Source organism: Dokdonia sp. Dokd-P16 (assembly GCF_003095655.1).
Taxonomy (GTDB): Bacteria; Bacteroidota; Bacteroidia; order Flavobacteriales; family Flavobacteriaceae; genus Dokdonia.
In genome coordinates, this window is sequence record NZ_CP029151.1 from 3449029 (window position 1) to 3474752 (window position 25724).

A 25724-nucleotide genomic window follows, 5' to 3' on the forward strand; every position below is an offset into this window, starting at 1 on the left:
TATGAAATCATTTATCGCCGTTGCAATCTCTCTCTTATTTATCTCCTGTTCTGAAGATGTAAACCTCTCCCCTTCTAAAACTGCAGAAATAGTAGTTGAAAGCTTTTATCACAGAGATAACAATACCTTGAAAAAACACACTACAGCAGAAGGATTTACAAACCTAATGAGCATTCAAAACTTGTTTCTGAAAGACAAAAATTCAGCTACAGCATTTAAGCTTATAAACGAAACCGTTGATGGCGAAATTGCTTGGGTACAATACTCCGTCGCTTACGACCCTAAGCCAAGTGTTTTTAAGTTAGTAAAAGAAAATGGCAGCTGGAAAGTTACTCATAAAGGACCTCGGGATAACGGGCCTTTTTGATTACTCAAACATCCCCCTAACCTCCTCATAAATTTGCTCAAAATTCTCTGCAAGATCAATTTCACTATACTGCGTTAAGCCATCAGGAAGCCCGCGCTCTATTTTCTGTAAGCTAAATTGCACTCGTTTATCCTTACCATCTGCATAGGTTATAAACTCCCCTTGCTTGAGTCTAAAAAATATGTCTGCTCTTATCTTAGGTATCTCCTTTTCTCCAGTGGTTACTCTAGTATCAAAATCTAGGTTATGTCCCCTACTCACACTCTTGGTGGGGTCTTTGATGATTTCAAAAAAGCGTTCATAATATTTAGCGGTATCAGGATCATTCACTTTACCAAAGAACTGATACGACAGATTACTTAAAATTGCTTTACTCGCTTTATCTCCATACATCATATCATTTTGAATCTTATCCTGCATCACATATACAGTGGCTATATCATAACTTCTAAGCGTCGCCGGAATGCGATGCATATTAAGCAGGCGTATCGTAGGAGCCTCTTCCATTAATAGAAAAGAAGGCTGCTGTTTCCTAACACTCATTTGCTTTGTGATGGTATGTATAATGGTCGCAATCACAGGAGCATATGAGCTTTCATATTTTGGATTATTGACTATAGAAATTACTGCACGATTATCTCCGTGATTTAAGTTTAGAGGAACTTCATCTGCAGATAGTGTCATAAAGATTCGCTGTGTGCTTATTCGCTTGAGTGCATTGGCCAGAGTGCTCTTTACTCCTGCTGTTTGTCGTTCTGAGTCTTTACCACTTATAAATGCATCTGCCATAGCTCTAGAAGTAGTATTACTTTCTAGAAAATCAATCAGACTTGGGGTATCGAGTAGCTGGTAGACGGCTATTACGTGGGGCAATGTGCAATACTGAGGATAAGATACTTTTAGTTTCCAGATTAATCCACCTATCAAGCCCTCTGCTGCGTCATTGAAAAATTTAGTAGTACCCGTTGCTCCAGATTCTCTTTGCTCTAATAAATTCTCAATAAGGACACGAGAAACCTCATTCACGCTCTCCTCGTTCTCTAAGTATCTTGGAGCTATAGGATTTACCCGGTGGATGATTTTATCAAAGGAAATGATCTTAAAAGGGATATTACTATCCCTATAAAGTGGATAAGCCATTTCTGTCAGTTCAAAATCCTTATAGTCGTGTATGATTCCACAAAAGTTTTCTTTTCTAAAGTGTTTTAAAAATCCATACACTACACTCTCCGTTTTACCACTTCCTGCAGAGCCAATAATGGACACCCCACGCTTAATATTATCGATCTTAAATTTCCCTCTATCCGTAAGGAAACTCACTTGATATTTGCTGTCAGTAAATTGCTTCTTCTTAGATGTATTCCAGAAAACATATCCTATTACATTGAGAAGTAGCAAAGGACAAACGTAGTACAGTAAAACAAGTAGGACTTCAAATTGGTCCTTCAAGAACCAATACAAACCAGCAATTCCTATTAAGCCAATAATAAAACCATAACGCGAGAGCTTATTGACAGTAAAAGTAAAAAGTGTAAATAAACCAATCACGTATACTATGGTTGTGAGAGTTTCAAATTCCATAACATTCATTTTTTATATTCCTATCGAACTTGAGCGTATTGCCACTTCTGCCCCTCGACGTAATCTTTTGAAGATTCTCAATGCAAGTTGCGCTTGGCTTGTAGGGATTGTGGGGATTACCGGAACACCCGTAGCACTCATTAACTTAAACGCAGCAGCTTTTTCGTTAGGTGGTAATTGGAATAACGCTGCCATATAAAGGTTTGGGTTTTTTACGAAGTCCTTCCTAGCTTTGTAAGTCTCAGCAAAGTTGCGTTTGTATGCAAAAGTATTGTCAAATGTTTTTTCCGCTTTCGCGAAAAAGGCATCTCTATCAAAACCCCGTTTTACCATCTTACCGTTCATTTCTATCTCAGAAGATTTATACTTACTTCCAGGGGAGAGACTATATGAGTTAGACATATCCTTTCTACTTACTATGATGTGAATATGGCTCTGCTCTCCTCCTTTTTGCATTCCCTGAACAATTCTTTTCCCATCTTGTTGATGTGGAGCTTCCTTTTCCAATTTTGCGATTTCACGTTTTAATAGTTTTACATTCCCTTCCAGTGTTCCGTTTTCTATTCGTCGTATTTCATTTTTTAATTCCAGAATTTTAGAAGCAAATGGTTGGTTCTCTTTCACTTCGATATCGGTACCCTTAAAGCTTCGTTGATGTTCTATTTTAGCAAAATACTTTATGTCATTTACGATCACAGGTCTCCCATTAATTTCACGATTAAACGATGATGCATAATCCTTCATTAGCTCTCGCGTATATCGCTTTAAATCTTGAGAATTATTTGCTAATTTTTGTAATTCATATTTCGATGGGCTTACTGTGATTGAGTAAAATTTAGGTTCTCTTTTCTTTAGTTTCGCTCCATTTCCATCGATCTCTTTTACTACTTCTTCTGCAGAAATTTCCTCACCATATTGATTAAAGAAGTGTTCCATTTCTCCAGGATTTAAACCTTCATTTTCTTTCTCCAGATACCCCACAAAATCTGCCGAACTTTGAGAGTAATCTCCGCCTAATTTCTGAGCTGTAATTGATACGTACATAGCGCTCGATTTTAATCGGTATTTGTTGAATTCTGCTTTTCGCGAAAGCGTACTTGCTTTTTCTCTACTACATCATTTTGAGCATCATAGACTTCAAATAACGACTGCATCATGACAGCGGTAGGTTTAGTTTGTGTCTTCTCAACATCACGCATGATGGCAATTACAGCATTGATACGCTTTAATAATTTTGTTTCAATAGTCCTTCCAGTAGGCCCTAATTTTTCCTTTGGAGAGATCTCATTGTAGAAGAAAAAATCGAGCATGTGCTCCATAGTTTCCGTATGCGTTTTGAAGTGTGTTTTGGAAAATGTTTGAAAGCGCTTCGCTACTTTTCTTTTGAATCTAATTGTGATGAATGAGTCCATTTCTTTCGCTTTTTTGGAGATTTGACGTAAATCCATCCCTAATTACAAGTGCTAACAAGGCATTTGACGTAAAACAGCGAATTACGAAAGAACTAACAAATTATAAACAGCCGTATTTACTGGTGTTTATAAACAAAAAGGAGTGTTTAACATCGCGTAGCGTGTTACCCTCTTGCTACTCCTTTTCGTCACGCCCAAGCGTGACAAAATTTCGTACAATCTGGATCAAAAGCCAATTGTTATTTTAGGAAAAAAATTCCTAGTATGTAAAATATAGATGGATACTGTTACCGGCGAAAGTGTAATAATGGATAACAATATGTAATAATTCATGCTGAATATCAGCAAACTAAAGATACTAAATTTACTTTACTAAAAGTGTACAATAAAAAAAGCTCCAAATAAATGGAGCCTTGTTGATTTACTTCTATCCTCAAATTGTAAACACATATTTATAAGTATATAAATTCCGCTGTGCTTCTTCTTCTATTGTTTTTTCAAATGAAGTATTATGTTCTTGGATGTATTTTCTAATATCTTCTCCAAACTTCTGCTTTACATCCTTTCTAGAATTTTCTAAAATTCTATGCTTCGCGTCCTCATTTAAGTCGTTAAAATTGAGATGTATCATAGCTCAATATTCATTAGGTAACATTAACGTACCATCTACAAAAAACAACCGTAATTCATCCAGTGGAAAATCTGTAAAATCATAAGAATGACTTTCCAAAATATTGTCATTCCCATCTCCATAAGTAATGATTGCTTCCTTTTTTAAAATGTCTTGTTGGCTCGTTTTAAAACGTTTAAAGTCTATAGTAATAAAGTAACTTTTATCAAGTAAACTTTTACCGATAATGGAGGAGTCTGTAAGTAACCAAAAGCAATTTGCTTTATTTACTAAATGAAGTATTCCTTCTGTATATTTTGTTCCAAACAATGGGAGCGTATATATATTTTCTGAACCAGAAAATTGTTTTAATTCGAGCTCTAATTCTTTACCTTGCGTGTTCATAATTTTCTACTTTAATCTTAGTTAATAATGAAAAAGAGAGCGCATCCTTCGACGGTTACGCCCTCTTTGCTTTATAATATTATTTGTCATTTTTACTACCTAATAATAGAATTTCATCTGCCACTACTTCTGTAACATAGCGTTGGTTTCCATCTTCCGTAGTATAAGTCCTAGTTTTGAGTTTTCCCGAAATCCCAACTTCCTTACCCTTTACGACATAGTTCTCTACAATTTCTGCAGTCTTTCCCCAGGCTACCACCGTATGCCAGTTAGTATCTGTTTGCTTTTCGCCTTTAGCATCTTTGTAATTCTCATTTGTAGCTACCGAAAAACGGGCTACCTTTTTCCCACTTTCTAGATTTGTGATTGTTGGCTCTTGTCCTACGTTCCCGATTAACTGTACGTGATTTTTAATAGTGCTCATGATAAAATATTTAAGTGATTAATAATTCCCCTACTGATTTGAAATAACTCAATTTTAAGGGGTGTTTGTTCTTTTCTTCTGTGCATAGCACAATGGATCAAGTGGGTCTTGTCCAGACTTTTCGTAAATAAATCAGGAGTGTTTGCGACGTAGTAAAACCCTTGGGTTTTCAAGGAAGTAGAAACCTTATTTTTTACTAAAACTCGTATAGTCTTGACAAGTTCCATAAGGACATTAGCAATTCTCTTAAATCCGGATGTGTTTGAGCGTACCGACAGTTAAGCGAGATAAGCAGCTGGATTTATTTTAGAATTGGTTATGTCGTGCCTGTTTTTCGCTGTACCGAAAAACAACTAAGGCTTTATCCATTATAAACCCCTTAAAATCTGCAAGGAGTTAGTTTGATTTTTAAGAAGTTTTGAGGAAGCACTCAAGAAGGGCTTGCCAAAAATTATGTAAAGAAAATTAAAGTAAATCCTTTCCGTTTAAAGGCGGACGCTATTCACAATATTCGCTCAGGAATGAAGTGTTCCTATCGAGCTTGTGAGAATGGATTAACGCAATGGAAAGCTAAGATTGGGGATTGTGTCCAAGATCTTGTAGTGAAGCTCTTTTTCTGTAGTGAAGCTTTCGCGAAATGAAAGGGAATGGGCTGAGCGGATTATTAATACCCATCTATCTCTTTTGGTAGGATTATAAAGCGGACTTAATTTCTAAGATGGAGATTGAGAATGAAGCCCTTCGACTTCGCTCAGGACAGGCTTTTCTGCCATTTTTAGGCAGGTTCAGCGTAATGGCAATCGGAATCTTCGACATTTTGTCCAAGACCTTGAAGTGAAGCTCTTTTTCTGTAATGAAGCTTTCGCGAAATGAAGGGAAATGTGCTGAACGGATTATTAATATCAATCTATCTCTTTTAGTAGGATTAAAAGCGGACTTAATTTCTAAGATGGAGATTGAGAATGGAACCCTTCAACTTTGCTCAGAACAGGCTTTTCTGCCATTTTCAGGCAGGTTCAGTGCAATGGCAATCGGAATCTTCGACATTGTGTCAAAGACCTTGAAGTGAAGCTCTTTTTCTGTAGTGAAGCATTTGCGAAATGAAGGGAAATGGGCTGAGCGACGTTACTTATTTCAAACCTAATAACATCTAAAATCACCGAACTCTATAATTTTAAAGTTTTAGTTTTGAGAGATTTGAAAGATTTATATGATTTGTCGGCATACATGTATTAGCTTATATTTAGAATATAATTTCAATCTAAATCACGACATAAATGTATGCTATATTTGAATACATTTGCCATTGCAAACTCTTAATAAATAACGAAAATGAGCAATACCAATCTAGTACTAACTAAGACAGATAAGAAAATTCTTAATATGATGTCAAAAGGTTTGTTGTACAATGAAATATCCAAAAAACTAGCTGCTGACAGTAAAGGACCTAAAAGCAATTCTTATATCGAGAAGCTGATTAAGAAGCTCAAGAAAAATTACAAAGCCAAAACATCATTTCAGTTGGCTATACTGCTCTACGCTGATGGTGTTCTAGATTAGACTACTTAATTTGATCAAGCAAGGGTTGTAATTCAGGATATTCAACTTTAGTAATGGCGTCTTCTCCATCTAGATGGTATTTACGGCCATTCAGTTCTTTACTTACAGGATAAGTTACTAAGCTTTTATCCTCATAGGCATAGTTGAAAAATGACTCTATATCTTTTTGATTCAGATTGGGGTCTAGCCAATCTTTCTCATTTGATTCGTCTAGTAATACTACCTGGCGCTTCCCTCCTTCTTTATTGTGTATTGCTGCAAATAGTGGACTTGCTTCTCTTGTTAGCAATGTAAATGTGACAAAACCACTTCGGGTTATTGTATAAATCCCAGCAATGCTTAAATGCTTTTGATCTTCTCTTTCAAAATAAAATGGATAGCTAGTCTTATCAAGTTTGTGAGGTTCATAAAAACCTGTTACTGGAACTATACAACGTTTGGTCATTATGGAATCTTTATATAGCCAGTAATCAAATGCCTTTTCAGATTGAGCATTGAGTGCTCCTCCCGTATATCGTCCTAAACTTTTATAATAATCGTTCACATCATTTCCAGTCCATTGAGGCTTGATGATACCCCATAAGGCCGGATGCAGTAAACCTGGCTTAGGGCATATGTCTAAGCCGCTGTCCATACCTATGATAAGCATAGGCGGAAAAGAAAAACCATTTATATGATAGCTCGTAAAGTCACCATCTTCTATATCGAGATTAGGATCACGCTGCACATTATAGCGTTTTTCCATATCAGGAACGGTTAGTTTATTTGAGGTCTTGTAACACATAGCTTTTTCTTTAATACTCCTTCTAAAGTTATCATTTTATAGATTAATTAATCTATAACTATATAAATTAATTTATAAGTTTATAAGTCAACTGCCATTCTGTAGTAGTCAAACCAGCTTTCTATTGATGTCTATGCGCCAATAAAATTGGAGGTTTACCGTCAAATGGATTTCCCTGACCACCAATGGTTCTAGATCCCTCTCCCATAGTGGCAGCTCGCCGTACTACGCTATCACCAAATCGTTTGCGCAGTTCATCCATTGCATTGTAAAGATTTACTGTTTTGTTCGTATTCTCAAACATATCAATTTGATAGTTTCCTTCTGCTAGTCCAGCAAATCGTACACCTACAAGTCTTATTAATACTCTTCTGTCATAGAGCTTATTAAAGAGGTCTAACACGGTAGGAATTAGAATATGATCTGCAGCTGTGTGTGGTATCTTAAGTTGCTTAGAATAGGTCTGAAAATCAGAATAGCGAACTTTCACTGTGATTACTGAGGTAAGTTTATTTCCGCGCCTTAATTGATAGGCTAGGTTTTCTGCCATAGCAGTTATTGTTGTAGAAATCACTACTTGATCAAATGTATCCTTTCCATAAGTTCGCTCACTAGAAATTGACTTACGCTCATGAAATGGTTTAATGGGACTATCATCAATGCCACAGCAACGCTCCCAAATCGTTCTTCCATTTTTACCAAAAACAGAAATCATACGCTCCACTGGCATTTGTTGTACCAGGCCTACATTTCGAATTCCTAGAAGTGAGAACGTTTTAAAGGTCTTATCCCCTACCATTGGAATTTTCTTGATGGATAAAGGGGCAAGAAAAACCTTTTCTAGCCCATTGGCAACATTCATTTGATTGTTCGGTTTTGCTTCTCCCGTGGCTACTTTGGAAACGGTTTTGTTTGCAGATAGTCCAAATGAAATAGGTAATCCTGTTTCTCTTATAATTTTCGCCCTGAGCTCTGTAGAAAATTTGTAGCAGCCAAAAAATTTATCCATTCCAGTGAGGTCTGCATAAAACTCATCTACACTTGCCTTCTCAACGATTGGGAGTGTTTCCATAAGTATCTCTGTGACTTCCTGGGACATCTTTGCATAGGTACTTCCGTTGCCACGTATATAAATCGCATGTGGGCATAGTTGTCTAGCAGTTTTCATATTCATAGCGCTATGCACACCAAACTTGCGTGCCTCATAGCTTGCTGCCGTTACCACACCACGATTTCCAGTCCCTCCCACAATAACAGGTTTATTGTTGAGAGAACTATCTAGCCTACGCTCGCAAGAGACAAAAAAGGCGTCGAGATCGAAATGAATTATCGCTTTATTCAAATTTAGATTTTTTCCAAAATTATGGAAATATTCCAAATTTTAGGATAGCTTTGCACCCTCACTTATCAACAATGTATCTCAATTGCCATTCATATTATTCGCTACGCTATGGAACTTTTTCGGAGGTTACCTTGCTTGATCTTGCGCAAGAAAATGGCTTACAACAACTTGCACTTACAGATATCAATAGCACGAGTGCATGCCTAAATTTTATTAAAGATGCCCAAGAAAGACAGATGCATGCTGTGGTGGGTGTAGATATCAGAAATGGTATTGATCAGCAGTACGTGATATTGGCTAGAAACAATGAAGGTTATCAGGAGATTAATGAATTTTTGACGGAGCATCTTCATCAAAAGAAGCATTTTTCTGAGACCGCTCCAGCATTTAAAAACTGCTATACCATTTATCCTTTTGAAAAAGCGATGGGATTGAAGTTTGACCGCTTTCGCGAAAGCGAATATATAGGCATTGCCATAAGAGACCTCAATAAACTACCATTTTCACCACTTGCAGGATTACGTGATAAAATGGTGATTCTAAAGACAGTTTCTTTTAGAAATAAAGCAGATTATAATGCGCACAGACTCTTGCGAACTATTGATTTAAATACGCTTCTAAGTAAACTTCCTGTTCAAGAACAAGGAGACCCTGAAGACAAGATGATAGCTCCAGAAGTATTGCGAATCAAGTATCAAGACTATCCAGAATTACTATTCAATACGGATAAGCTTTTGAAATCTTGCAAAGTCAATTTCTATTTTGATGATCATCGTGTAAATCAAAATCAAATCATTTACGGAGAGAGCAAAGAGGATGATGCGCGGATGCTAGAGGAGCTTTGCTATTCCAAGATTAAGATGCGCTATAAGAATCCTTCTCTTGAGGTTTATGAACGTGTAGAGAAAGAACTTACAGCCATAAAGCAAATGGACTTTGTTTCCTATTTTCTTATTAATCATGATATACTTGAATATGCTAGATCACAAAACTATCCACACATAGGTCGTGGTAGTGGCGCAAATAGTGTGGTTGCCTATATCATTGGGATTACTAACGTTGACCCTATAGAACTGGATTTATATTTTGAACGTTTTATCAATGTCTTTAGAAGCAGTCCGCCAGATTTTGATATTGATTTTTCGTCCTTTGAACGTGATGATGTAACTGCTTATATCTTCCGTAGATTTAAAAATACTGCGTTGATGGGAACTTATGTTACTTTCCAATATCGAGCTGTCATTCGCGAACTAGGAAAAGTATTTGGTGTCCCTAAATTTGAAATAGATAATCATCTTAAAGGCTATAAAAGAAAGCAAAGCCAAAGCAGCGATTACATTGACCTCATTGATAAATATGCGCATTATATTCATGGGTTTCCTAACTACTTAAGTGTACACTCAGGTGGTATTATCATTACTCAAAAACCAATAGCTTATTACACCAGTACGTTTATGCCGCCTAAAGGTTTTCAGACGGTGCAATTTGATATGAATATCGCTGAGGAGGTTGGCATTTTTAAATTTGACATTCTCGCACAGCGAGGTTTATCTAAGATTAAAGATTGTATTGAGATTATTAAATATAATCAACCCGATGTGACGTTACCAGACATGGAAGATGTTGAACAATTTAAAAATGATCCTGAGATAAATAGACTGCTCAATACCGGTGATTGTATGGGTGTGTTTTATGTAGAATCACCAGCGATGCGCACACTAATGACGAAGCTGCAAACTAACGATTATCTAAATCTCGTAGCTGCAAGTAGTATCATACGCCCTGGAGTTTCAAATGGTGGAATGAAGAATGAATTCATCCTTAGACATCGCATTCCCGAAAAGCGAAAAGAAGCACATCCAGTGATGCTTGAAGTCCTCCATGATACCTATGGGGTAATGGTGTACCAAGAAGATGTTCTCAAAGTGGCCCATAAATTTGCAGGATTATCCCTCGCTGAGTCCGATATTTTGAGACGTGGCATGCGTGGTAAAGTCAAGAGTAAAGGGCAGTTTGAGCAGATTGAAAAAAAGTTTAAAAGCAACTGTCTTGAACGAGGTTATACGAAGCAGCTCACACTAGAAGTTTGGGATCAAATAAAAGCATTTGCGGGTTACGCTTTCGCGAAAGGTCACTCTGCATCTTACGCAGTAGAAAGTTATCAATCCCTATACCTGAAGAAATACTTCCCTCTAGAGTTTATGACGGCAGTGCTAAACAATGGTGGAGGATTTTATAATATTGAAACCTATGTACATGAGATAAAAGTACAAGGAGGAACTGTCGCTGCACCTTGTATTAATAATAGTGAGCACGGAAATAGGATTATAGGTAAGACAGTATATCTAGGAATGGGAATGCTCAAGACGCTCTCTATGCGAGCTGTTCAAACCATCTTGAATAATCGCAACTTCAATGGTCCCTACAAAAGCTTTGATGATTTCTTGGAACGAGTGAATATCGGCTTAGAACAACTTATCATTTTGATTCGCATAGACGCCTTTCGATTTACAGGTGTGGATAAGCATGTGCTACTATGGGAAGCACATTTAAAACTAGAAAATAAATTGCCACAGCATAGTGATCCTGTTTTATTTAGTCCAAAAAAAGTGAACTATGACATTCCAGAAATAACGTCTGAAGCAGTCGTTGATGCTTATGATCAGATAGAGTTATTATCGTTTCCACTCTGTACTTATTTTGAATTATTAAATGCTCCTTTGCCTACAGATTTCAAAGCAGCGGAACTTCATAATCATATAAATAAGCAAGTCGCTATATGTGGAAAGCTAGTCACTGCGAAAGGAACTCCAACAAAGGATAAACGCTTGATGCACTTCGGTACCTTTCTCGATATTGACGGAACTTTTTTTGATACCGTTCATTTCCCCATTATTTCAGAGAAGTATAATATTCAATCTAATGGTGTTTATTATATAAAAGGAAAAGTAGTTGACGACTTAGGCTGTGTTGCCATAATCGTAGATTTCATTGAGCGACTTCATATCATCCCAGATCCTCGTTTTACCGATGTAGGCAGGAATGTGAAGTTGATGTAGATTCAATTCTATAACTACAATAAACTTTAACGTTAGTAATATTTGGCTTAAAATCAGCCGCATCCCTCTAATTATCTATAATGCTAGATTTCTATAATTCTAATTTTCTATAATTATAGTGGTTATGGGAAAATCCGTATTTTCCTATTATTTATTAATAGTATATTTAGATTAAACAAACAAGACCGCAAATTGAAGCAAACCAGCAATCCCGATAGCTATCGGAAGCTACACTAGCTTTATGTAGTAGCCTGTTAGCATACATTTAAAATAAACGATGGGGATTTTCAACAAACTTTTCAGCAAAAATAATTTTGATAATGTCAGAATTGAGAAATTAAAACCAATAGATGAGAAGTATGAAATACAAACTGATACTGTTTGGTTTGAACCAAATAACATTGAACAATGTATAAGAGCCACAAAAAAACTAAACATTGAGCATATACATTTACAAACTTACACTCTTGATTTTTTAAGTGATATCAGGCTAAAAAATGTTAAAGGGATTTACATTCAATTTAAAATAGAAGACTTAACCCCATTAAAAAAACATAAACAATTAACTCATTTAAGAATAAGTGAAGAAAACAAAGAGACTTTCGATTTCTCAAACTTTCCAAATCTTATTTTTCTAAACGGAATTGGACCAAAAAATTATAAGAACTTCAATCAACTTACAAAACTTAAATATGCATATTTACGCAACTATAAAAAAAAGAATTTTGTAGAATTTACAAATTTCTATGATTTAAGAACAATTGAAATTTATTCTGCCTCTGTTGAAAATCTAAATGGCCTATCCTCTCTTCATAAATTAAGAGAACTAAAATTAGAAAAATGTCCAAAATTAAAATCTCTAAATGGAATAGACAAAACAAATTCAGATTTAGAAATAGTACAGATAATGAACTGTAAAAACCTAACAGATTTATCAAAATTAGGTAGCATACAAAATCTAAATCATTTAGTTATAACAAGAGTTTTTGAAATAGAGTCATTTAAATTTCTATCTACATTACCAAACATTGAAAAATTATATGTAAAACCCTCAAGTGTCGGAGTTAAAAATGACGATTACTATCCCTTTGTTAATAAACTAAAAAGTATGGGGAAATTAGACCAATTAAAAAACTGGAAAAAACGAAATGATTATTTGGACAAAAAAATTAAAATTGGAAAAAATCAAAAAGATAAATTATCCGAATTACAATTAATCCTCAAAAATCTATCTATAAAAAATTGGCACGAAAACTATAAAGATGGACTTGAACAGTATACAACAGAAAATTGCCAAAAAGCTGAAGATATAATATCAACACTAATAGGAAAACTAGAAAGTAACGGAAGTCTAACTAAAGCTGAAAAAACTGAACTTATTAAATTAAGTGTATTACAATTTAATGAAATTAATGATAGTTTAGATGGTTGCTTTATTGAAACTGGAGAAAGAGAAGAACTTTGCGAAATCTTTGACAACATTGCGGATGCAATTGGAATTGATACGCAGGAATATGAAGATGGAATTGCGAGTGAATGGAGAGATTGGTAAAAACGTATGCTAACAAAGAACTGAGTTAAAAAACAAGCCAACTTCAGCTACGCTTAGCACAAACTTTAAAGCTAATCTTAATCTATAATTTTCTTTATAAAATCTTCCATACTTTATACTGGTAAAGGTTTGTTTTTAAGAGCTTGTTTACCTCTGTTAAAAGTGCTAGTTTTTCTCTTCATTTATACTTCTTACGCTTTCGCGAAAGCGTACTTCTTCAAATCAACTTTGAAACCCCTACGCGCGGCGCACAACTCTAAAATTCATTGTATATTTAGATCAAACAAACAAGACCGGAAACTAAAGGAAACCAACAATCCGGATAGCTATCGGGAGCCGCACTCGCTTTATGCAGTGGCCTGTTGCCAGTTATTTAAGAAATGACCGAAATTTTTAAGAAATACTTAGTAATAGAATGGTGGATTCCAATATTATTTTTTGGAGTATCTATATTTCTCTTCTTGAGTGATATGATTTTATCGAATACGGATTTTGGATTTTACATTCTGATGTTGTCGGGATTAATACTATTTATTTCCACTATTTGGCAATTGTTTAAAGGGAAAAAATTAGTAGCCCTTTTACAATTCTCTATTTTGATAATACCGATATTATTTTTCGGCTTTATGCTTGTTGTATTTGCTGGAATGATGAACAAACCTGATAGCAAATTGACTTTAGAAAGTATTGAACCACTCATTAAGGAAAAAACTGATTTGACCATTCCAAAAGACTTTGAGATTTTGGAAAATATAATCGAACATACAGAAGGAGCTTTTGATTCTGATTACTCAATCGGTCTTAAAATTAGATACCAAGAATCTGAAGAAAAAAATATCACGGAACAAATACACAACGGAATAAAATTTAAATCTGAAAATGGAATTTGGAAACGCTATAAAAGTGGATTTGATTACGAGCATAACGAAAACGAATTGAATAGAGCCGAACCGTTTTATTTCAAAGTAGATACTTTATCGAATACAATTGAGCTGAATTTAATGCACTTGTGAGTAAAAACTACTGGCAATCGAGTAGACGGCTCCGCTAGCAACTAGCAGAGTGCGCCTCTCACACCACCATACATACGGGTCTCGTATATGGGGTTAGTAACTTATCTGTTAGATTGCTCTTTTCAATAGTCAACATTATTTCTAAATTTATCGGTTTCACGGATAGACCTAAAGCGAACCTTCTTAAAACAGATATTGTAAGGAATGTGAAGTTGATGGAATTGGAATAATATGAATTACACCTATTTTGAGAGTTCAAAAATGCTTCTCTCTACAAGTGACTTGTGGAAGACATTAATGAAATCGCTGTCGTCTTTAAAATGCGACTTCGTTAATAATTTATGTTCGATGTAAATTGAACAAGTTTCCTCTTGAAATGGCCAAGGGGTAACTTTAATACTTTTATCCTTGAGATATAGAAAGACTTTTCCAATATCTAAAGAATCATTTATCTCAAATTTACGATCTAAATCAGGAAGTTCTTCAGTACAAATCATTAACGATAATCGATCACAAAAGCGTACAACTCCATACATCCTCTCAAAAGTGGTGTCGTCTATTTTATGTAGAGACTTGGCATTTTTAATAGTCTCTTTACATAAAGTTATAATACTCTTTTTATTAATGTCTCCTTTATGAAGAAACATAAGGTGTTCAGCTACTAGTGCCCCAACAATGATAGAACGATTTGAAGCCTTGCGAACCATGCTCTCGATTTTACTGTAAAGTTCTTTTTTTGAAGAAGTAGCTTCTCGAAAATCAATAGGTAGATTCAAATTATTAATTCTTTCCCCTGAATTGAAATCAGTTTCCAAAGTTTCATGATTAGAAATCGCTAAGAGTGTCTCTAGCCAATATTCTGTTCGGAAATTTTCTTTTAGAGCTTGAGCAATTTGAGTAGCTAAAAATGCATGATTTGTTTGAGTTATTATTCTCCATCCTTCGTTTGTATTCTTAACTATCATAGTCTCAATTTTAGTCACTAAAAATACTAGATGATAGATCTAAAATTCATAAAATTAATATCCTTTAACCCTGTCTGTTAAATAGATGCAAATAATCCTTGTGCAAAATCATATATGCTAATACAGTTGTACTTTTAAGATCATCAAATAGAAAATTAATATTATATCAGACGTATGATTGATTTTATCAAGACTAATAAAATGTCACTACTTGGGGGTGTGATTACTTTTTGCTTTTTGGCAGTTGCAATATTTATATTAGGAGATATAAGCGGTTACGAGGCTAAGAAACTTATTGAATCATCACTATCAGGAATTAATATGCTGTGTAATACTATTATACTCGCATCTGCTACCATTTTAGCACTATTACTAACCTTATTGGGTATTAGTACTAGCTCAAAATCTAAACTAAAAGCAGCGCACTACAAGCAGGTTCTTAGTATTGCAAAATTCGATACCATTGTATTTATAAGCTCATTAGTTCTTTTCCAACTATTTAATATCCCTATCACAGAATCTCAAAATTTACCAACTCATTGGTTTAAGTATGTCTATTGGATAACACTCATTTGTTCTTCTTTCATGAGTGGTATGATGGTCACTGTAATTTTATTGCTTTATACAACTGTCACTAACATCATCACCATAGTAGGACTTGGAAAAGATCATTACTTAATTTCTGAGGATGATATTGAAGAAGAGGAAAATGAATAATGTTTTTGAGCGTTTATAAGATTTGGTAATTTGATCGATTTCCTTTGTATCCTTTTGTTTAGAAGTAATTTGACTACTTGAATATCAGGGGCATAAACGTAGATTTCATTGAGCTCCTTTATATTACTACAGATCCTCTTATAGTGATGTGGGAAGAAATGTGAAGTTGATATGAGTAAAATTAAACCAATAAAAAAGCTGAGCAATAAATTATTGCTCAGCCTTAAAATTATAAATAGATAGTGTAATTTATTTATCTCTTAATAAGAACCTTCGTCCCTTGTACTACACCATTTACAGTTGGCTTTAAGAAGTAAAAACCTCTATGTAAGCTCCCTAGTTGTAGCGTAGTGATTGATTGCCCTTCAGAAATTGTTGCATTTTGAGAAAATACACGAACTCCAAAAATATTGTATAATTCGAAAAACACTTCGGTATCTATAGAACTAGTGATTTTCACATTGGCATCTTTAATTACCGGATTAGGAAATACTTTAATCTTAGAAATAACAATTGAAGAGTTATCACAAGACCCTAAAGTTGCACCTTTTCGTAAAAACACCCTTGCAGCATAACGGCTTACACAAAGTGAACGCCCTTTGTAACAGAGCTGAACGCGTTGTATATATGGGTTATTACCGCAAGTAACATCTTCGACAGTAACAGTAATTTCCTTTGCAGTCTCACATCCATTATCATCCATTACAGTAACCGAAACAGTACTCGTTGCTTCAGGACAAAAAGTGATACTATCTGTAGTCTCGCCTGTACTCCATAAAATGGATGTGTCACCATCAGCCACAATTTCAGAAACTGATAAAGTAGTGCAGTCTGACCCGTAACCTTTGTATATAGTCACATCGTCAGATACTGAAAAGGTTATCTGAGCAGGGCTAGATATATTGATGTTCTCAACAAGAAGTTCATCGTCATTACTGTCGGTAATAATAACTGAGTAAGTACCTTCAGTTAAATTCTCTGCAAAATTTTCTGTTTGACCATCACTCCAAACATAGTTATAAGGAGCAACACCTCCAGTTATAGAAACGGTTGCAACGCCATCATTTGCACCAAAACAGGTGATGTCAAATGCTTCAATAGCCGCAACTTCTAAAGGCTCTATAGTATCAAATATAAATCTAGCAGAAACAGGAAAGTGATCTGACGCTGTAAATGCATAATCTTCATCATAAAATTGATATCCTACAGATGCACTGCTCTCAATATAATTATCAAAAAGTTCATTTGTAATTGCAATGTGGTCAATCATATTTTCTCTAGATACAAAAGATCTAAATCCAGCATCACTTAATACACTAGTTACCACATTGTAGTTCTCTGGATCCTGTACATAAGCGATAAAAGATGATTCTGTTGTAGGTACTTCATCTGCAACTGTCTCATCTACATCATCATTGTAATCTCCCAAAAGAATAACTTTTCTATCTGAAAATTGTACATCTAAAGAATCCTTAAGTACTTCTACATCATAACGACGCATATCATACCTATTTTGAGATTGAGTACTACCATTTGCACGAGCATGTAGTGCTATTAAATCTATTTGTTCTGTGGTACCATTGATAGTAACATCTGCAGTCATTAAGAACGGTAAACGTCCACTTGCATAGAAACGATCTGTAGTACTAGGGTAATCTACTAAAGCACTATCATCACCTCCATTATATAATGGGTGTATAGTAGCTAATAGTGCTTGTGTTTTTACAGGATTCACCGTAGCAGTTTTGTAAATAAAACCAAGCTTTTGAAAAGGTGGTGTTCCCGTAGGATTAGAAACAGCATCAGAAAGAATATAATCGTAGCCTTCTAGTCCATCCACAAGCTCTGCAAAAAGAACATCATCTGCTATTTCTTCTACAGCAATAACATCTGCATCTAATCTTCTTAATACTGTACGTACGCTATCTCTCTGTATTTCGTCAGACATAGGTCTTCCTGCTGGCGGAGCATTATTTTCATCTCCAAACCACTCAATATTCCACGCGACTACATCAAAGCTATCATCTCTTGAAACATCAGAAGTTTCATCTGGACTTTCAAAAGGAGTAGCGCAAGGTATATCACTTGCTAGTCTAGGTAATAATTGGAAATTATCACCAAAGCGACCTACGACCCCTACAATATCACAACTACTAGGTTGTGTTAATGTAATTAGTGAAGATGCATTCCCATCTATACGCAACTGACCAGTTCCACTGCTATCTGTAAGTTCAAAATTAGAATTTCCAAAAAGTAAATCTCCTTCATTAGGAAAGCTTGCATCAATAACACGCACCAACTGACCTTCATAATCAGATAATTGTGATAAAGTGATAGTAATAGGCTCTATAACACTTGTGGATGGAGCGTTTATCTCTACAATATTAACAGGGCTTATCTGAGCAAGGTCATTAAACGAACTTCTCGTACCTGTAACTGTGATAGAATCACCGATAGCAAATACATTTTCACCATGAACAAGATTATCAAATATAGCAATCCCACCAGTTTCATCTTGAATAAATGCCGGACCATTAAACTGATCACTTACTGTTAAGATTCCAGTAGTTGTTACGGTATCTCCTTCCGCGGTTGCTCTCACCTGTGCGATTGTAAGTATTTCACCTGCTGTAACAACAGCGTCATTTGCCCCTCCTGGCGTAGGAGTTTGAGCAATATAGTTTGCTGTATTTCTAGCACCTCCTTGTCCATTTGGAATTCTCTGTAATGACTCTGAGTCTTTACTTCCATTTGAATTTTCATTTAGTTGTTCTTGTCCAGAATTTAATAACACAATTAGTTCTTGATCTGTATCATCATCTGTTCCATAAACAATTGCATCAACGAGTCCATCAAGGGTTACTACTAATCCATTTGGAAAATCTACAGCGGTTCCCTGATATAAACCTATAGCGTCTGCTCCATTTTGAAATGAATTGCCCGGAATTACTAAATCTACATTTAGAACATCTGCATTTCCTAATACAAAGTATCCTTCTTCATTTGTAGTAAACCCTTCTAAGTCAAATGTATTATAAACAGCATCTCCATTTCCATTATAAGCGACAACAACAAATCCAGATAGAGAAGTGTTACCCTGTCCACCATCAAAGATTTCAAGAAACTCTTGAGAATCTGATCCCGCAGTGTCTGCATCAAGTTCATTAATGACTAAAGTAATTGGTTCAGTAGCATTACTATTTGTGGCTCCAGGAGTAGGTAATGCATTCACGTACGTTGCAGTTTCGCGTAGACCACCTGATCCATTTGTAAATCGTTGTAGAGAGAATGTATCCTTATTACTTAACTCATCTTCATTAAGTTGTTGCTGACCTTCTTTTAGAAGTATGAGCAAACCATCATCATCGGCATCATTAGTATCGTAAACAACGGCATCTTGCAGGTTGTCAAGATCTACTAGACTTCCACTTGCAAAATCATTGGTAGCATCTTTATAAAGAGCAATAGCGTCTGCTCCGTTTTGAATCCCATTACTAGCAAAAACAATGCTCGCAGAAGCTATTGATTCATTTCCTAATACAAAAAAACCATTGGCATCTGTAGTGAATCCATCTAATGAATAAGATGCATAACTAGTATCACTAGAACCGTTGTAAAATACTAACGTATATCCATCAAGAAGCGTATTACCCGTTCCTCCGTCATATAATTCAACAAACTCCATGGTGTCTGTACCAGTATTGTCTGCATCAATTTCATTGATAAGTAATACTGCATCGTTTGTTGGTTCTGAAGTAACTATACTATTTTCAGAATTTGGAGAATTAATAGCTTCACCAGCAGATGCTATTGCACTAGGAAAACTTGGAAGTCCAGCGCCATTAAAATTATTTCTAATCCAGTCTGTTGTGCTACCCGTATTAGTTCCGCTAGGAATTCTTGATGCACCACCTACTGTGAAAGTACCTCCATCAAAATCATTAGCTAGTACCACATTTGCATATGAAAAATCTCCATCTCCTCCATCGCTTATAGCCACACCATCAATAATTTCATCCCAAGAAATAACATCGATTAATCCATCTACATCCAAATCAATGCTATCCCCTACACTACCTGTAAAGTTTGTAACAAGTAATATCGTTTGAGAACCATTTTGAAAAACATTGATTTGAAAAGGTGTGGTAAAAAGTCCATCTGCAGTTGTTGTTCCTAATGGGAATACAGAAGTAATATTACCAGCTGCATCTACATCACCTTCAATGATTAAAATTGAATACGTAGATAAGTCTTCATTAGCACCTGCAAGCACCTCTATAAACTCGTCTGTATCAGATCCCGTATGATTAAATACAAATTCATTGATCACAGGCGTGATTATCAAAGTCCCAAAAACTTGATTGATATTTACCGCTCCAAAGGTATTTCCTTGTGTAATCTCCCAAGTGAAATCTTCCGCTTCTGTACCATTACCAGATAGAGAAAGTGAACTTTCGGTTGAAGTATCTGCTCCTTCTACTACACCTACATCAATACTAGTAAGTCCATCTGCAGGGCCGCCTACAGCAGTAAGCTCTCCTTCATAAGATAAAAACTGAATAACGTCACCAGCTGCATCTACAAGAGCAATACCGTCTGGAGCACCATTCTGAATTCCTGTAATTAAAAAATTTACAGTTCCAAAGCCATTTTGTTGATTGGCTATTACACCTGAAAGATCTATAGTTCTATAAGGTTCGTTATTTGAGCCATTGTATAACACTAATGACCATCCTGCTAAATCCGTTCCCTCGGGACCAGCTAATTCAATTCCTTCATTAACATCGCCCCCAGCGTTGTCATAGTGGAATTCATTAATAAAGACACTTTGAGCATTTACATTGACACTACAAAGTGCCAGCATAAAACACAAAAGTGCGTTGAGTAATTTTGTTTTCATAGAGTGAGTTTTAAGTTATGATTTCAACAAATTTACAACCATACTCAACACCCCATGTTTCTATATTGTTAAGGCTTAAAGGAAAGAGGCATTACTATGTTTATATTTTTATATAAATAGTAATAGGGTGAGCATTGTGATTTTATTTTAAGCAAAAAAGCATCAATACTGGAGATATAATAAGTGATTTAAAACCCCAATAATCTCCTTTACAATTATGAAATTTAAACTTTAACATTAAAATCATGTTGCTCATTAATCAACGGAAACCCCTCTATTTATCTATAATTCTAGATTTATAGAATTCTAAATTTCTATAATTATAGCTTTTATGGGAAAACCCGTAATTTGCTACAATGTATAAATAGTATATTGAAGTACGTAAAATCTTAATCAGCTATATAACTGACCTAATAAATTATAAAATCTCTCAAATTATGAGTAAACCAATTACACCTAAAGATAATTCAGCTAATCACAATAATGCTAATAAAGGAACAAATGGACAAAATAAACAACATTCACAAGTTCATGGAAATAGAGGTAAACAACTAAACCCAAATCAAAAATCAAAGAAATAGTTTGATGAAAGAGAGAATTAATAGAATTCTTCACGCTCTTAATGAAAACCTTTTTGAACGTGAAGAAATTGTAAAACTCACATTGCTTACTACAATTGCTGGCGAAAGCATCTTTTTATTAGGACAACCAGGCGTTGCCAAAAGTTTGATTGCAAGACGAATAAAAGAAGTATTCAAAGATGGAAATTCATTTGAGTATTTAATGAACAGATTTAGTACACCTGATGAAATTTTTGGCCCAATTGCAATATCTAAACTCAAAAAAGAAGATAAATACGAGAGAATTACTGAGAAATATCTGCCAACGGCAGATATTGTATTTCTTGATGAAATATGGAAAGCGGGACCTTCAATACAAAACTCATTGTTAACAGTTATAAATGAAAAGGTTTACCGAAATGGACAACAAGAAATTCAAATACCTCTTAAAGGTTTAATTTCGGCTTCAAACGAATTACCCGCAACAGGAGAAGGTTTAGAAGCACTTTGGGATAGATTCATTATTCGGTACCTAGTAGAAAACATATCTGACCCAAATAAATTTAACATATTCTTATCGACCGAAAATATTGGCTTTGATGCAACTATTGATGAAATAGATAAAATAACAACTGCTGAATTTGATGAATGGAAAACGAGTATTGGTAAGGTTAAAATATCTGACGAAGCCCTTAATGTAATTAACGTAATTAGAAATTACATTATAAAATATAATGAAAAAGAAGATACTAAGAAAGCTATATATGTATCAGATAGACGCTGGAAAAAAATAATAAAAGTTCTGAAGACAAGTGCTTTTCTCAATGATAGAGAGAGTATAGATTTAATGGATTGCTTTCTGATTGCTCACACCATTTGGGATGAAGTAGAACAAATAGATATTGTGAAAGGCTTTGTTACAGACGCTATAAAACTCCACGGTTACTCTTTAAAATACAGTCTTTCAATGTTTTCTAACGAAATTGAAGACCTAAACTTGGATATTGAAAATCAAATAAGTGCAAAGAGGGAGATAATATACTATGAACCAAAAGTAAAAAACATTGATAATAAAGAATATTTTGAAGTAATAGATTTTAGTCCTTATTCATATTTATTGAAAACTGACTATGTGAAACTTTCTAAATCACAATACCAAACATATCAGTTGTTGTCAAGAAACTTATATGACAGAAGAAAATATGAAATAAAACTAATCAATCCCACAACCATAAGAATAAGAAGTCTTGATAGTTGGGACAGTAACTACTCAAAAGGTATAGATTATGAATTAACCAAAAATCGTAAATCTAAAACAGAAATTGTAACACAAAAACCTCATAACGCAATAATTACAGCATGGGACAAAAAAGTCTCAATTATTTCAAAGGAAATAGATAAAATAATTAAGACCATTGAAGCTTTTAAAAATAAAGATTTGGCTTCACTGAGAAATAATATTTTCATTAATCAAAAGTTAGCGGCGTTAGCAGAATATAATCTAAACCAAACTATAGACAGCTTTGCATTAGAAAAAATAAAAGTTGAAAATCTTAAAAAGGAATATGATGCACTCTAATAACGAAATATTTACTCGTTTTATAAAATTTGGAACCATTTCAACAGAGAAAGAGCGCACAAAAATTACTGAAATTATTCAAGATTGGATTTATGTTCCTGTGGAGATGTCAAATATTAGCAAGATATATTTGGAAGTTATTAATTCATTTATAACAGATGATAAAATCTCATCTATTTTAAAAAGTCAACCGCACTTAAAAAATGAATTTATTAAAGAATTGTTTCAGCTTTTAGAAAGAATTGAAACTAATATTGTCAGTGAGCATAGTTTTAAAAAAGAAGAGAAGCTCCTCGAACAATTTGACAAGCTTCCAATTGGTCAATTCGATGATGAATTAAATTTAATTAAGGATAGTAGCATTCTCGGTAAGTCTCAAATTAACAATTACAAAAGTGCTCTAAATTTTGTGATCAATGAGAAGAAGAATACAAAGGTTAAAGAATTTTATAAACTCCATGGAAATATAGCTAAACAATGGGATTCATTGATAAAAAAACAATACAACACTGCAATTGGTCAACAACTCTTAAAAGCGAACACAGCCCCTGCTGAACATCAACTTAAAAAAAACTTCGATAGTCTAAAAATTGAAGATTTCAAAACTGAATGGGCAAATTGGAATACTTATAAAGATTTTTTAAAAAAGAAATACAAAAAGCGAGATTTTGACATAAACAAATATCAAAGAGAGTTTGAAAGTATAATAGAGAAAGAGGTGCAATTAGATCCAGAAGTCTTGAAATCTGTAAAAAGTACCTTGACTAATCAATGGAAAGATAAACTATCATTTGAGAAACTTCAGCAAAAAATTAGAATTATCGATGACGCAAGAATCGAATGCTTAAAAGAATTATATATTAAAATTGATTCCTTAAAAGAACTTTTAATAGTACTAACACCATTTATCTATGAAACAACGGATTTAGGTAGACTTTGGAACATGTCTACTGGAAACTGGCAAAGAGTAGATTTTAATTTACTTGAAGAATATGCTCAGAAACTAAAGGAAAACAAGGATTTACAAGAAATTGCTAAGTTATTAGGGAAATTTCGAAAAGCAGAGGCTCAATTAGAGGAAGAAGAGTTTGAAGAGATTGAAGTTATTTCAAGACTGAAAATAAATAATTTTGGAAAATCTGAACTTATAGGAATAACCGAAAGCGACGATCTCAATAATCTGTTACCAGTTGAACTAGCTCTTTTTAGTGACATAGAAACTGAAAGTATTTTTTACAAAAGATTTGCAGAAAAAAGATTACAAACCTTTAGGTATGTTACTGAAGAAAGAGATTACAATCAAAAATCTGTAAATAAAAAACGAGCTAAAGAAATTGAAAAAGATAAAGGACCATTTATTATAGCGGTTGACACCAGTGGCTCAATGAATGGCACACCTGAATTTCTAGCGAAAATAATGGCCTTCGCAATAACGAAGATTGCTGTTAGGGAAAAACGAAAAGCTTTTCTTATTTCATTTTCAACAAATGTCGAAACATTTGAGCTTACAAATATTAAAGATTCCTTAGTCAAGCTCATTGACTTTTTACAGATGTCTTTTCACGGTGGAACTGATGCATCTGAGGCAGTCCTAGAAGCAATAAACCAAATGAAAACTGCAGATTATGAGAAATCAGATTTACTTATAATTACAGATGGAATTTTCGGAAACCTTGATGATGACGCATTAGACTCAATTGAAAGTTTAAAAAAGAATGGTAATAAATTTAACTCGCTAGTAATTGGCAATAGCTATAATAAAAAAGCATTAGGTTTTTGTGATAACGTGTGGCAATACGACCCACGACACGATGAACTAAAAGATTTAATCGTAACAATAAAAACTATAAATGCATAATGGCAATCACTAAAGGAGCCCAAATAAGGTATTCTATTCTAGACAGGTGCTTTAGCAATCCAGCAATAAATTACACCAAAATAAAGCTTTTGGATACAATCAATTCCAAACTTATAGAATTAGGCTACGATGGTATTGCTTTAAGGCAAATGCAGTATGACATTGCATTTATGGAATCTAGTGAAGGCTTTGGTATTGAGTTAGCTCAAGGCCTTAATGATGGAAGAAAAAGAATATTTCGCTATGCAGACCCAAAGTTTTCTCTAGCTGATCATCCTCTCAACCAGTCAGATCAAGAGCAGCTTAAAACAACACTATCTATACTTTCTAGATATAGATATCGAGAAGAATTCGAATGGTTAGATGAACTTCTTCCTCGTATAGAAGCAGCTTTTGAATTTGCACATAATGATTACAGCTCACTTATAAGTTATCAATCCAATAGAGACTATGTAGGACAGTCTTGGGTAGGGAAAATTTACAATTATCTTATTCAAAAGAAAGTACTTGAAATCACCTATAGGTCATTTAATCAAGAGCAGTCGGAAAATCGTATCATACACCCCTACCACTTAAAGCAATTTAATAATCGATGGTTTCTATTTGGACATCAAATTTCTGAGAATGGATATTCCGGGTTGACCACTTTAGCCTTGGATCGTATTCTTGACATTCTACCAAATGACAACAAATTTATTGAGACACATATCGAGTGGGGAGATTATTTTGATGAAATGATAGGAGTATCTAAAAGTGATGAAAAACCTGTATTGATCACCTTACGCTTTCGCGAAAGCAGAATAAAATATATTGATACAAAGCCTATACACGGTGCTACCCAAAAGAATGTTACTACAGACCCGTCTGGGCTTACCCGAACTATTGAAGTAATTCCAAATCGGGAATTGTATCAAAAACTACTGTCATTTGGCGAAGATGTCACAGTGGTTTCTCCAGAATCTGTTAAACAGAAGATGATAGAAAAAATCCAACAGATGAAAGAAAATTATTAGTATGCAAAACCACTGCATACTTC

The 25724-nt window shown here is 34.5% G+C and carries 20 protein-coding genes; 10 read left to right on the forward strand and 10 right to left on the reverse strand.

Translation table 11 applies throughout. From position 1 onward, the window contains the following. Position 1: 1 nt before the first annotated feature. On the forward strand, positions 2-367 hold the full coding sequence (locus DCS32_RS15345; protein ID WP_108879083.1) for a hypothetical protein: 366 nt from the start codon (positions 2-4) through the stop codon (positions 365-367). On the opposite strand, the gene DCS32_RS15350 is transcribed toward DCS32_RS15345, so the two are convergent. The 6 genes from DCS32_RS15350 to DCS32_RS15375 all read right to left on the reverse strand — a co-directional run bounded on the left by DCS32_RS15350 (position 368) and on the right by DCS32_RS15375 (position 4799). Next, positions 368-1948 (reverse strand): type IV secretory system conjugative DNA transfer family protein, encoded by a 1581-nt coding sequence (locus DCS32_RS15350; RefSeq protein ID WP_108879084.1) that lies wholly within the window; start codon positions 1946-1948, stop codon positions 368-370. Positions 1949-1960: 12 nt separating this feature from the next. Then, on the reverse strand, positions 1961-2992 hold the full coding sequence (gene mobB, locus DCS32_RS15355; RefSeq protein WP_108879085.1) for a MobB family relaxase: 1032 nt from the start codon (positions 2990-2992) through the stop codon (positions 1961-1963). An 11-nt stretch (positions 2993-3003) separates the two neighbouring features. Next, a complete protein-coding gene (locus DCS32_RS15360; protein ID WP_108879086.1) occupies positions 3004-3360 on the reverse strand; it encodes a BfmA/BtgA family mobilization protein in 357 nt (118 codons plus the stop codon). Between the two features lie 433 nt (positions 3361-3793). Beyond that, on the reverse strand, positions 3794-3991 hold the full coding sequence (locus DCS32_RS15365) for a hypothetical protein (protein WP_108879087.1): 198 nt from the start codon (positions 3989-3991) through the stop codon (positions 3794-3796). 3 nt (positions 3992-3994) lie between these two features. Next, the gene (locus DCS32_RS15370) at positions 3995-4375 is read right to left on the reverse strand and encodes a DUF6876 family protein (protein ID WP_108879088.1); all 381 of its coding nucleotides are present in this window, start codon (positions 4373-4375) and stop codon (positions 3995-3997) included. A gap of 79 nt (positions 4376-4454) precedes the next feature. Next, on the reverse strand, positions 4455-4799 hold the full coding sequence (locus tag DCS32_RS15375) for a single-stranded DNA-binding protein (protein WP_108879089.1): 345 nt from the start codon (positions 4797-4799) through the stop codon (positions 4455-4457). 1332 nt (positions 4800-6131) lie between these two features. Between DCS32_RS15375 and DCS32_RS15390 the strand changes: the two genes are divergently transcribed. Continuing rightward, on the forward strand, positions 6132-6359 hold the full coding sequence (locus DCS32_RS15390; protein ID WP_108879092.1) for a hypothetical protein: 228 nt from the start codon (positions 6132-6134) through the stop codon (positions 6357-6359). Between the two features lies 1 nt (position 6360). Here the strand turns inward: DCS32_RS15390 and DCS32_RS15395 are convergent, their stop codons facing one another. Next, positions 6361-7143: an SOS response-associated peptidase gene (locus DCS32_RS15395; RefSeq protein ID WP_108879093.1), complete on the reverse strand. Its 783-nt coding sequence runs from the start codon at positions 7141-7143 to the stop codon at positions 6361-6363. 121 nt (positions 7144-7264) lie between these two features. Further along, complete coding sequence (dinB, locus tag DCS32_RS15400) at positions 7265-8485, reverse strand: DNA polymerase IV (protein ID WP_108879094.1); 1221 nt, start codon at positions 8483-8485, stop codon at positions 7265-7267. Positions 8486-8556: 71 nt separating this feature from the next. Between dinB and DCS32_RS15405 the strand changes: the two genes are divergently transcribed. The 3 genes from DCS32_RS15405 to DCS32_RS15415 all read left to right on the forward strand — a co-directional run bounded on the left by DCS32_RS15405 (position 8557) and on the right by DCS32_RS15415 (position 14109). Beyond that, complete coding sequence (locus DCS32_RS15405) at positions 8557-11544, forward strand: DNA polymerase III subunit alpha (protein ID WP_108879095.1); 2988 nt, start codon at positions 8557-8559, stop codon at positions 11542-11544. Positions 11545-11821: 277 nt separating this feature from the next. Next, positions 11822-13096, forward strand: a complete 1275-nt coding sequence (locus tag DCS32_RS15410) for a DUF5713 family protein (protein ID WP_108879096.1) — start codon at positions 11822-11824, stop codon at positions 13094-13096. 380 nt (positions 13097-13476) lie between these two features. Further along, the gene (locus DCS32_RS15415) at positions 13477-14109 is read left to right on the forward strand and encodes a hypothetical protein (protein WP_108879097.1); all 633 of its coding nucleotides are present in this window, start codon (positions 13477-13479) and stop codon (positions 14107-14109) included. Between the two features lie 242 nt (positions 14110-14351). Here DCS32_RS15415 and DCS32_RS15420 read toward each other — a convergent pair whose 3' ends face one another. Continuing rightward, positions 14352-15074 (reverse strand): DUF3891 family protein, encoded by a 723-nt coding sequence (locus DCS32_RS15420; protein WP_108879098.1) that lies wholly within the window; start codon positions 15072-15074, stop codon positions 14352-14354. 201 nt (positions 15075-15275) lie between these two features. On the opposite strand from DCS32_RS15420, the gene DCS32_RS15425 reads away from it, so the two are divergent. Beyond that, the gene (locus tag DCS32_RS15425) at positions 15276-15791 is read left to right on the forward strand and encodes a hypothetical protein (RefSeq protein ID WP_410492544.1); all 516 of its coding nucleotides are present in this window, start codon (positions 15276-15278) and stop codon (positions 15789-15791) included. Positions 15792-16044: 253 nt separating this feature from the next. Here the strand turns inward: DCS32_RS15425 and DCS32_RS15430 are convergent, their stop codons facing one another. Continuing rightward, positions 16045-20691 (reverse strand): DUF5689 domain-containing protein, encoded by a 4647-nt coding sequence (locus DCS32_RS15430; RefSeq protein WP_108879100.1) that lies wholly within the window; start codon positions 20689-20691, stop codon positions 16045-16047. Positions 20692-21128: 437 nt separating this feature from the next. Between DCS32_RS15430 and DCS32_RS16155 the strand changes: the two genes are divergently transcribed. The 4 genes from DCS32_RS16155 (at position 21129) to DCS32_RS15445 (ending at position 25701) form a co-directional block, all read left to right on the forward strand. Beyond that, positions 21129-21272: a hypothetical protein gene (locus DCS32_RS16155; protein WP_204161786.1), complete on the forward strand. Its 144-nt coding sequence runs from the start codon at positions 21129-21131 to the stop codon at positions 21270-21272. A 4-nt stretch (positions 21273-21276) separates the two neighbouring features. Continuing rightward, a complete protein-coding gene (locus DCS32_RS15435; protein WP_108879101.1) occupies positions 21277-22830 on the forward strand; it encodes an AAA family ATPase in 1554 nt (517 codons plus the stop codon). Next, a complete protein-coding gene (locus DCS32_RS15440) occupies positions 22796-24688 on the forward strand; it encodes a VWA domain-containing protein (RefSeq protein ID WP_108879102.1) in 1893 nt (630 codons plus the stop codon). Before DCS32_RS15435 ends, DCS32_RS15440 begins: the two co-directional genes overlap by 35 nt. Positions 24689-24777: 89 nt before the next feature. Beyond that, positions 24778-25701, forward strand: a complete 924-nt coding sequence (locus DCS32_RS15445; RefSeq protein WP_162533674.1) for a helix-turn-helix transcriptional regulator — start codon at positions 24778-24780, stop codon at positions 25699-25701. The last annotated feature ends 23 nt before the right edge of the window (positions 25702-25724 follow it).

Excerpts from the sequence above, each read along its gene's own strand:
- DCS32_RS15430 (WP_108879100.1), bottom strand. The coding sequence starts at position 20,691 with ATGAAAACAAAATTACTCAACGCACTTTTGTGTTTTATGCTGGCACTT.
- DCS32_RS15425 (WP_410492544.1), top strand. The coding sequence starts at position 15,276 with ATGTCACTACTTGGGGGTGTGATTACTTTTTGCTTTTTGGCAGTTGCA.
- DCS32_RS15405 (WP_108879095.1), top strand. The coding sequence starts at position 8,557 with ATGTATCTCAATTGCCATTCATATTATTCGCTACGCTATGGAACTTTT.
- DCS32_RS15370 (WP_108879088.1), bottom strand. The coding sequence starts at position 4,375 with ATGAACACGCAAGGTAAAGAATTAGAGCTCGAATTAAAACAATTTTCT.
- DCS32_RS15395 (WP_108879093.1), bottom strand. The coding sequence starts at position 7,143 with ATGTGTTACAAGACCTCAAATAAACTAACCGTTCCTGATATGGAAAAA.
- mobB (WP_108879085.1), bottom strand. The coding sequence starts at position 2,992 with ATGTACGTATCAATTACAGCTCAGAAATTAGGCGGAGATTACTCTCAA.
- DCS32_RS15435 (WP_108879101.1), top strand. The coding sequence starts at position 21,277 with ATGAAAGAGAGAATTAATAGAATTCTTCACGCTCTTAATGAAAACCTT.
- DCS32_RS15375 (WP_108879089.1), bottom strand. The coding sequence starts at position 4,799 with ATGAGCACTATTAAAAATCACGTACAGTTAATCGGGAACGTAGGACAA.
- DCS32_RS15350 (WP_108879084.1), bottom strand. The coding sequence starts at position 1,948 with ATGGAATTTGAAACTCTCACAACCATAGTATACGTGATTGGTTTATTT.
- DCS32_RS15365 (WP_108879087.1), bottom strand. The coding sequence starts at position 3,991 with ATGATACATCTCAATTTTAACGACTTAAATGAGGACGCGAAGCATAGA.
- DCS32_RS15345 (WP_108879083.1), top strand. The coding sequence starts at position 2 with ATGAAATCATTTATCGCCGTTGCAATCTCTCTCTTATTTATCTCCTGT.
- DCS32_RS16155 (WP_204161786.1), top strand. The coding sequence starts at position 21,129 with ATGAGTAAACCAATTACACCTAAAGATAATTCAGCTAATCACAATAAT.
- DCS32_RS15410 (WP_108879096.1), top strand. The coding sequence starts at position 11,822 with ATGGGGATTTTCAACAAACTTTTCAGCAAAAATAATTTTGATAATGTC.
- DCS32_RS15420 (WP_108879098.1), bottom strand. The coding sequence starts at position 15,074 with ATGATAGTTAAGAATACAAACGAAGGATGGAGAATAATAACTCAAACA.
- DCS32_RS15390 (WP_108879092.1), top strand. The coding sequence starts at position 6,132 with ATGAGCAATACCAATCTAGTACTAACTAAGACAGATAAGAAAATTCTT.
- DCS32_RS15360 (WP_108879086.1), bottom strand. The coding sequence starts at position 3,360 with ATGGACTCATTCATCACAATTAGATTCAAAAGAAAAGTAGCGAAGCGC.
- DCS32_RS15415 (WP_108879097.1), top strand. The coding sequence starts at position 13,477 with ATGACCGAAATTTTTAAGAAATACTTAGTAATAGAATGGTGGATTCCA.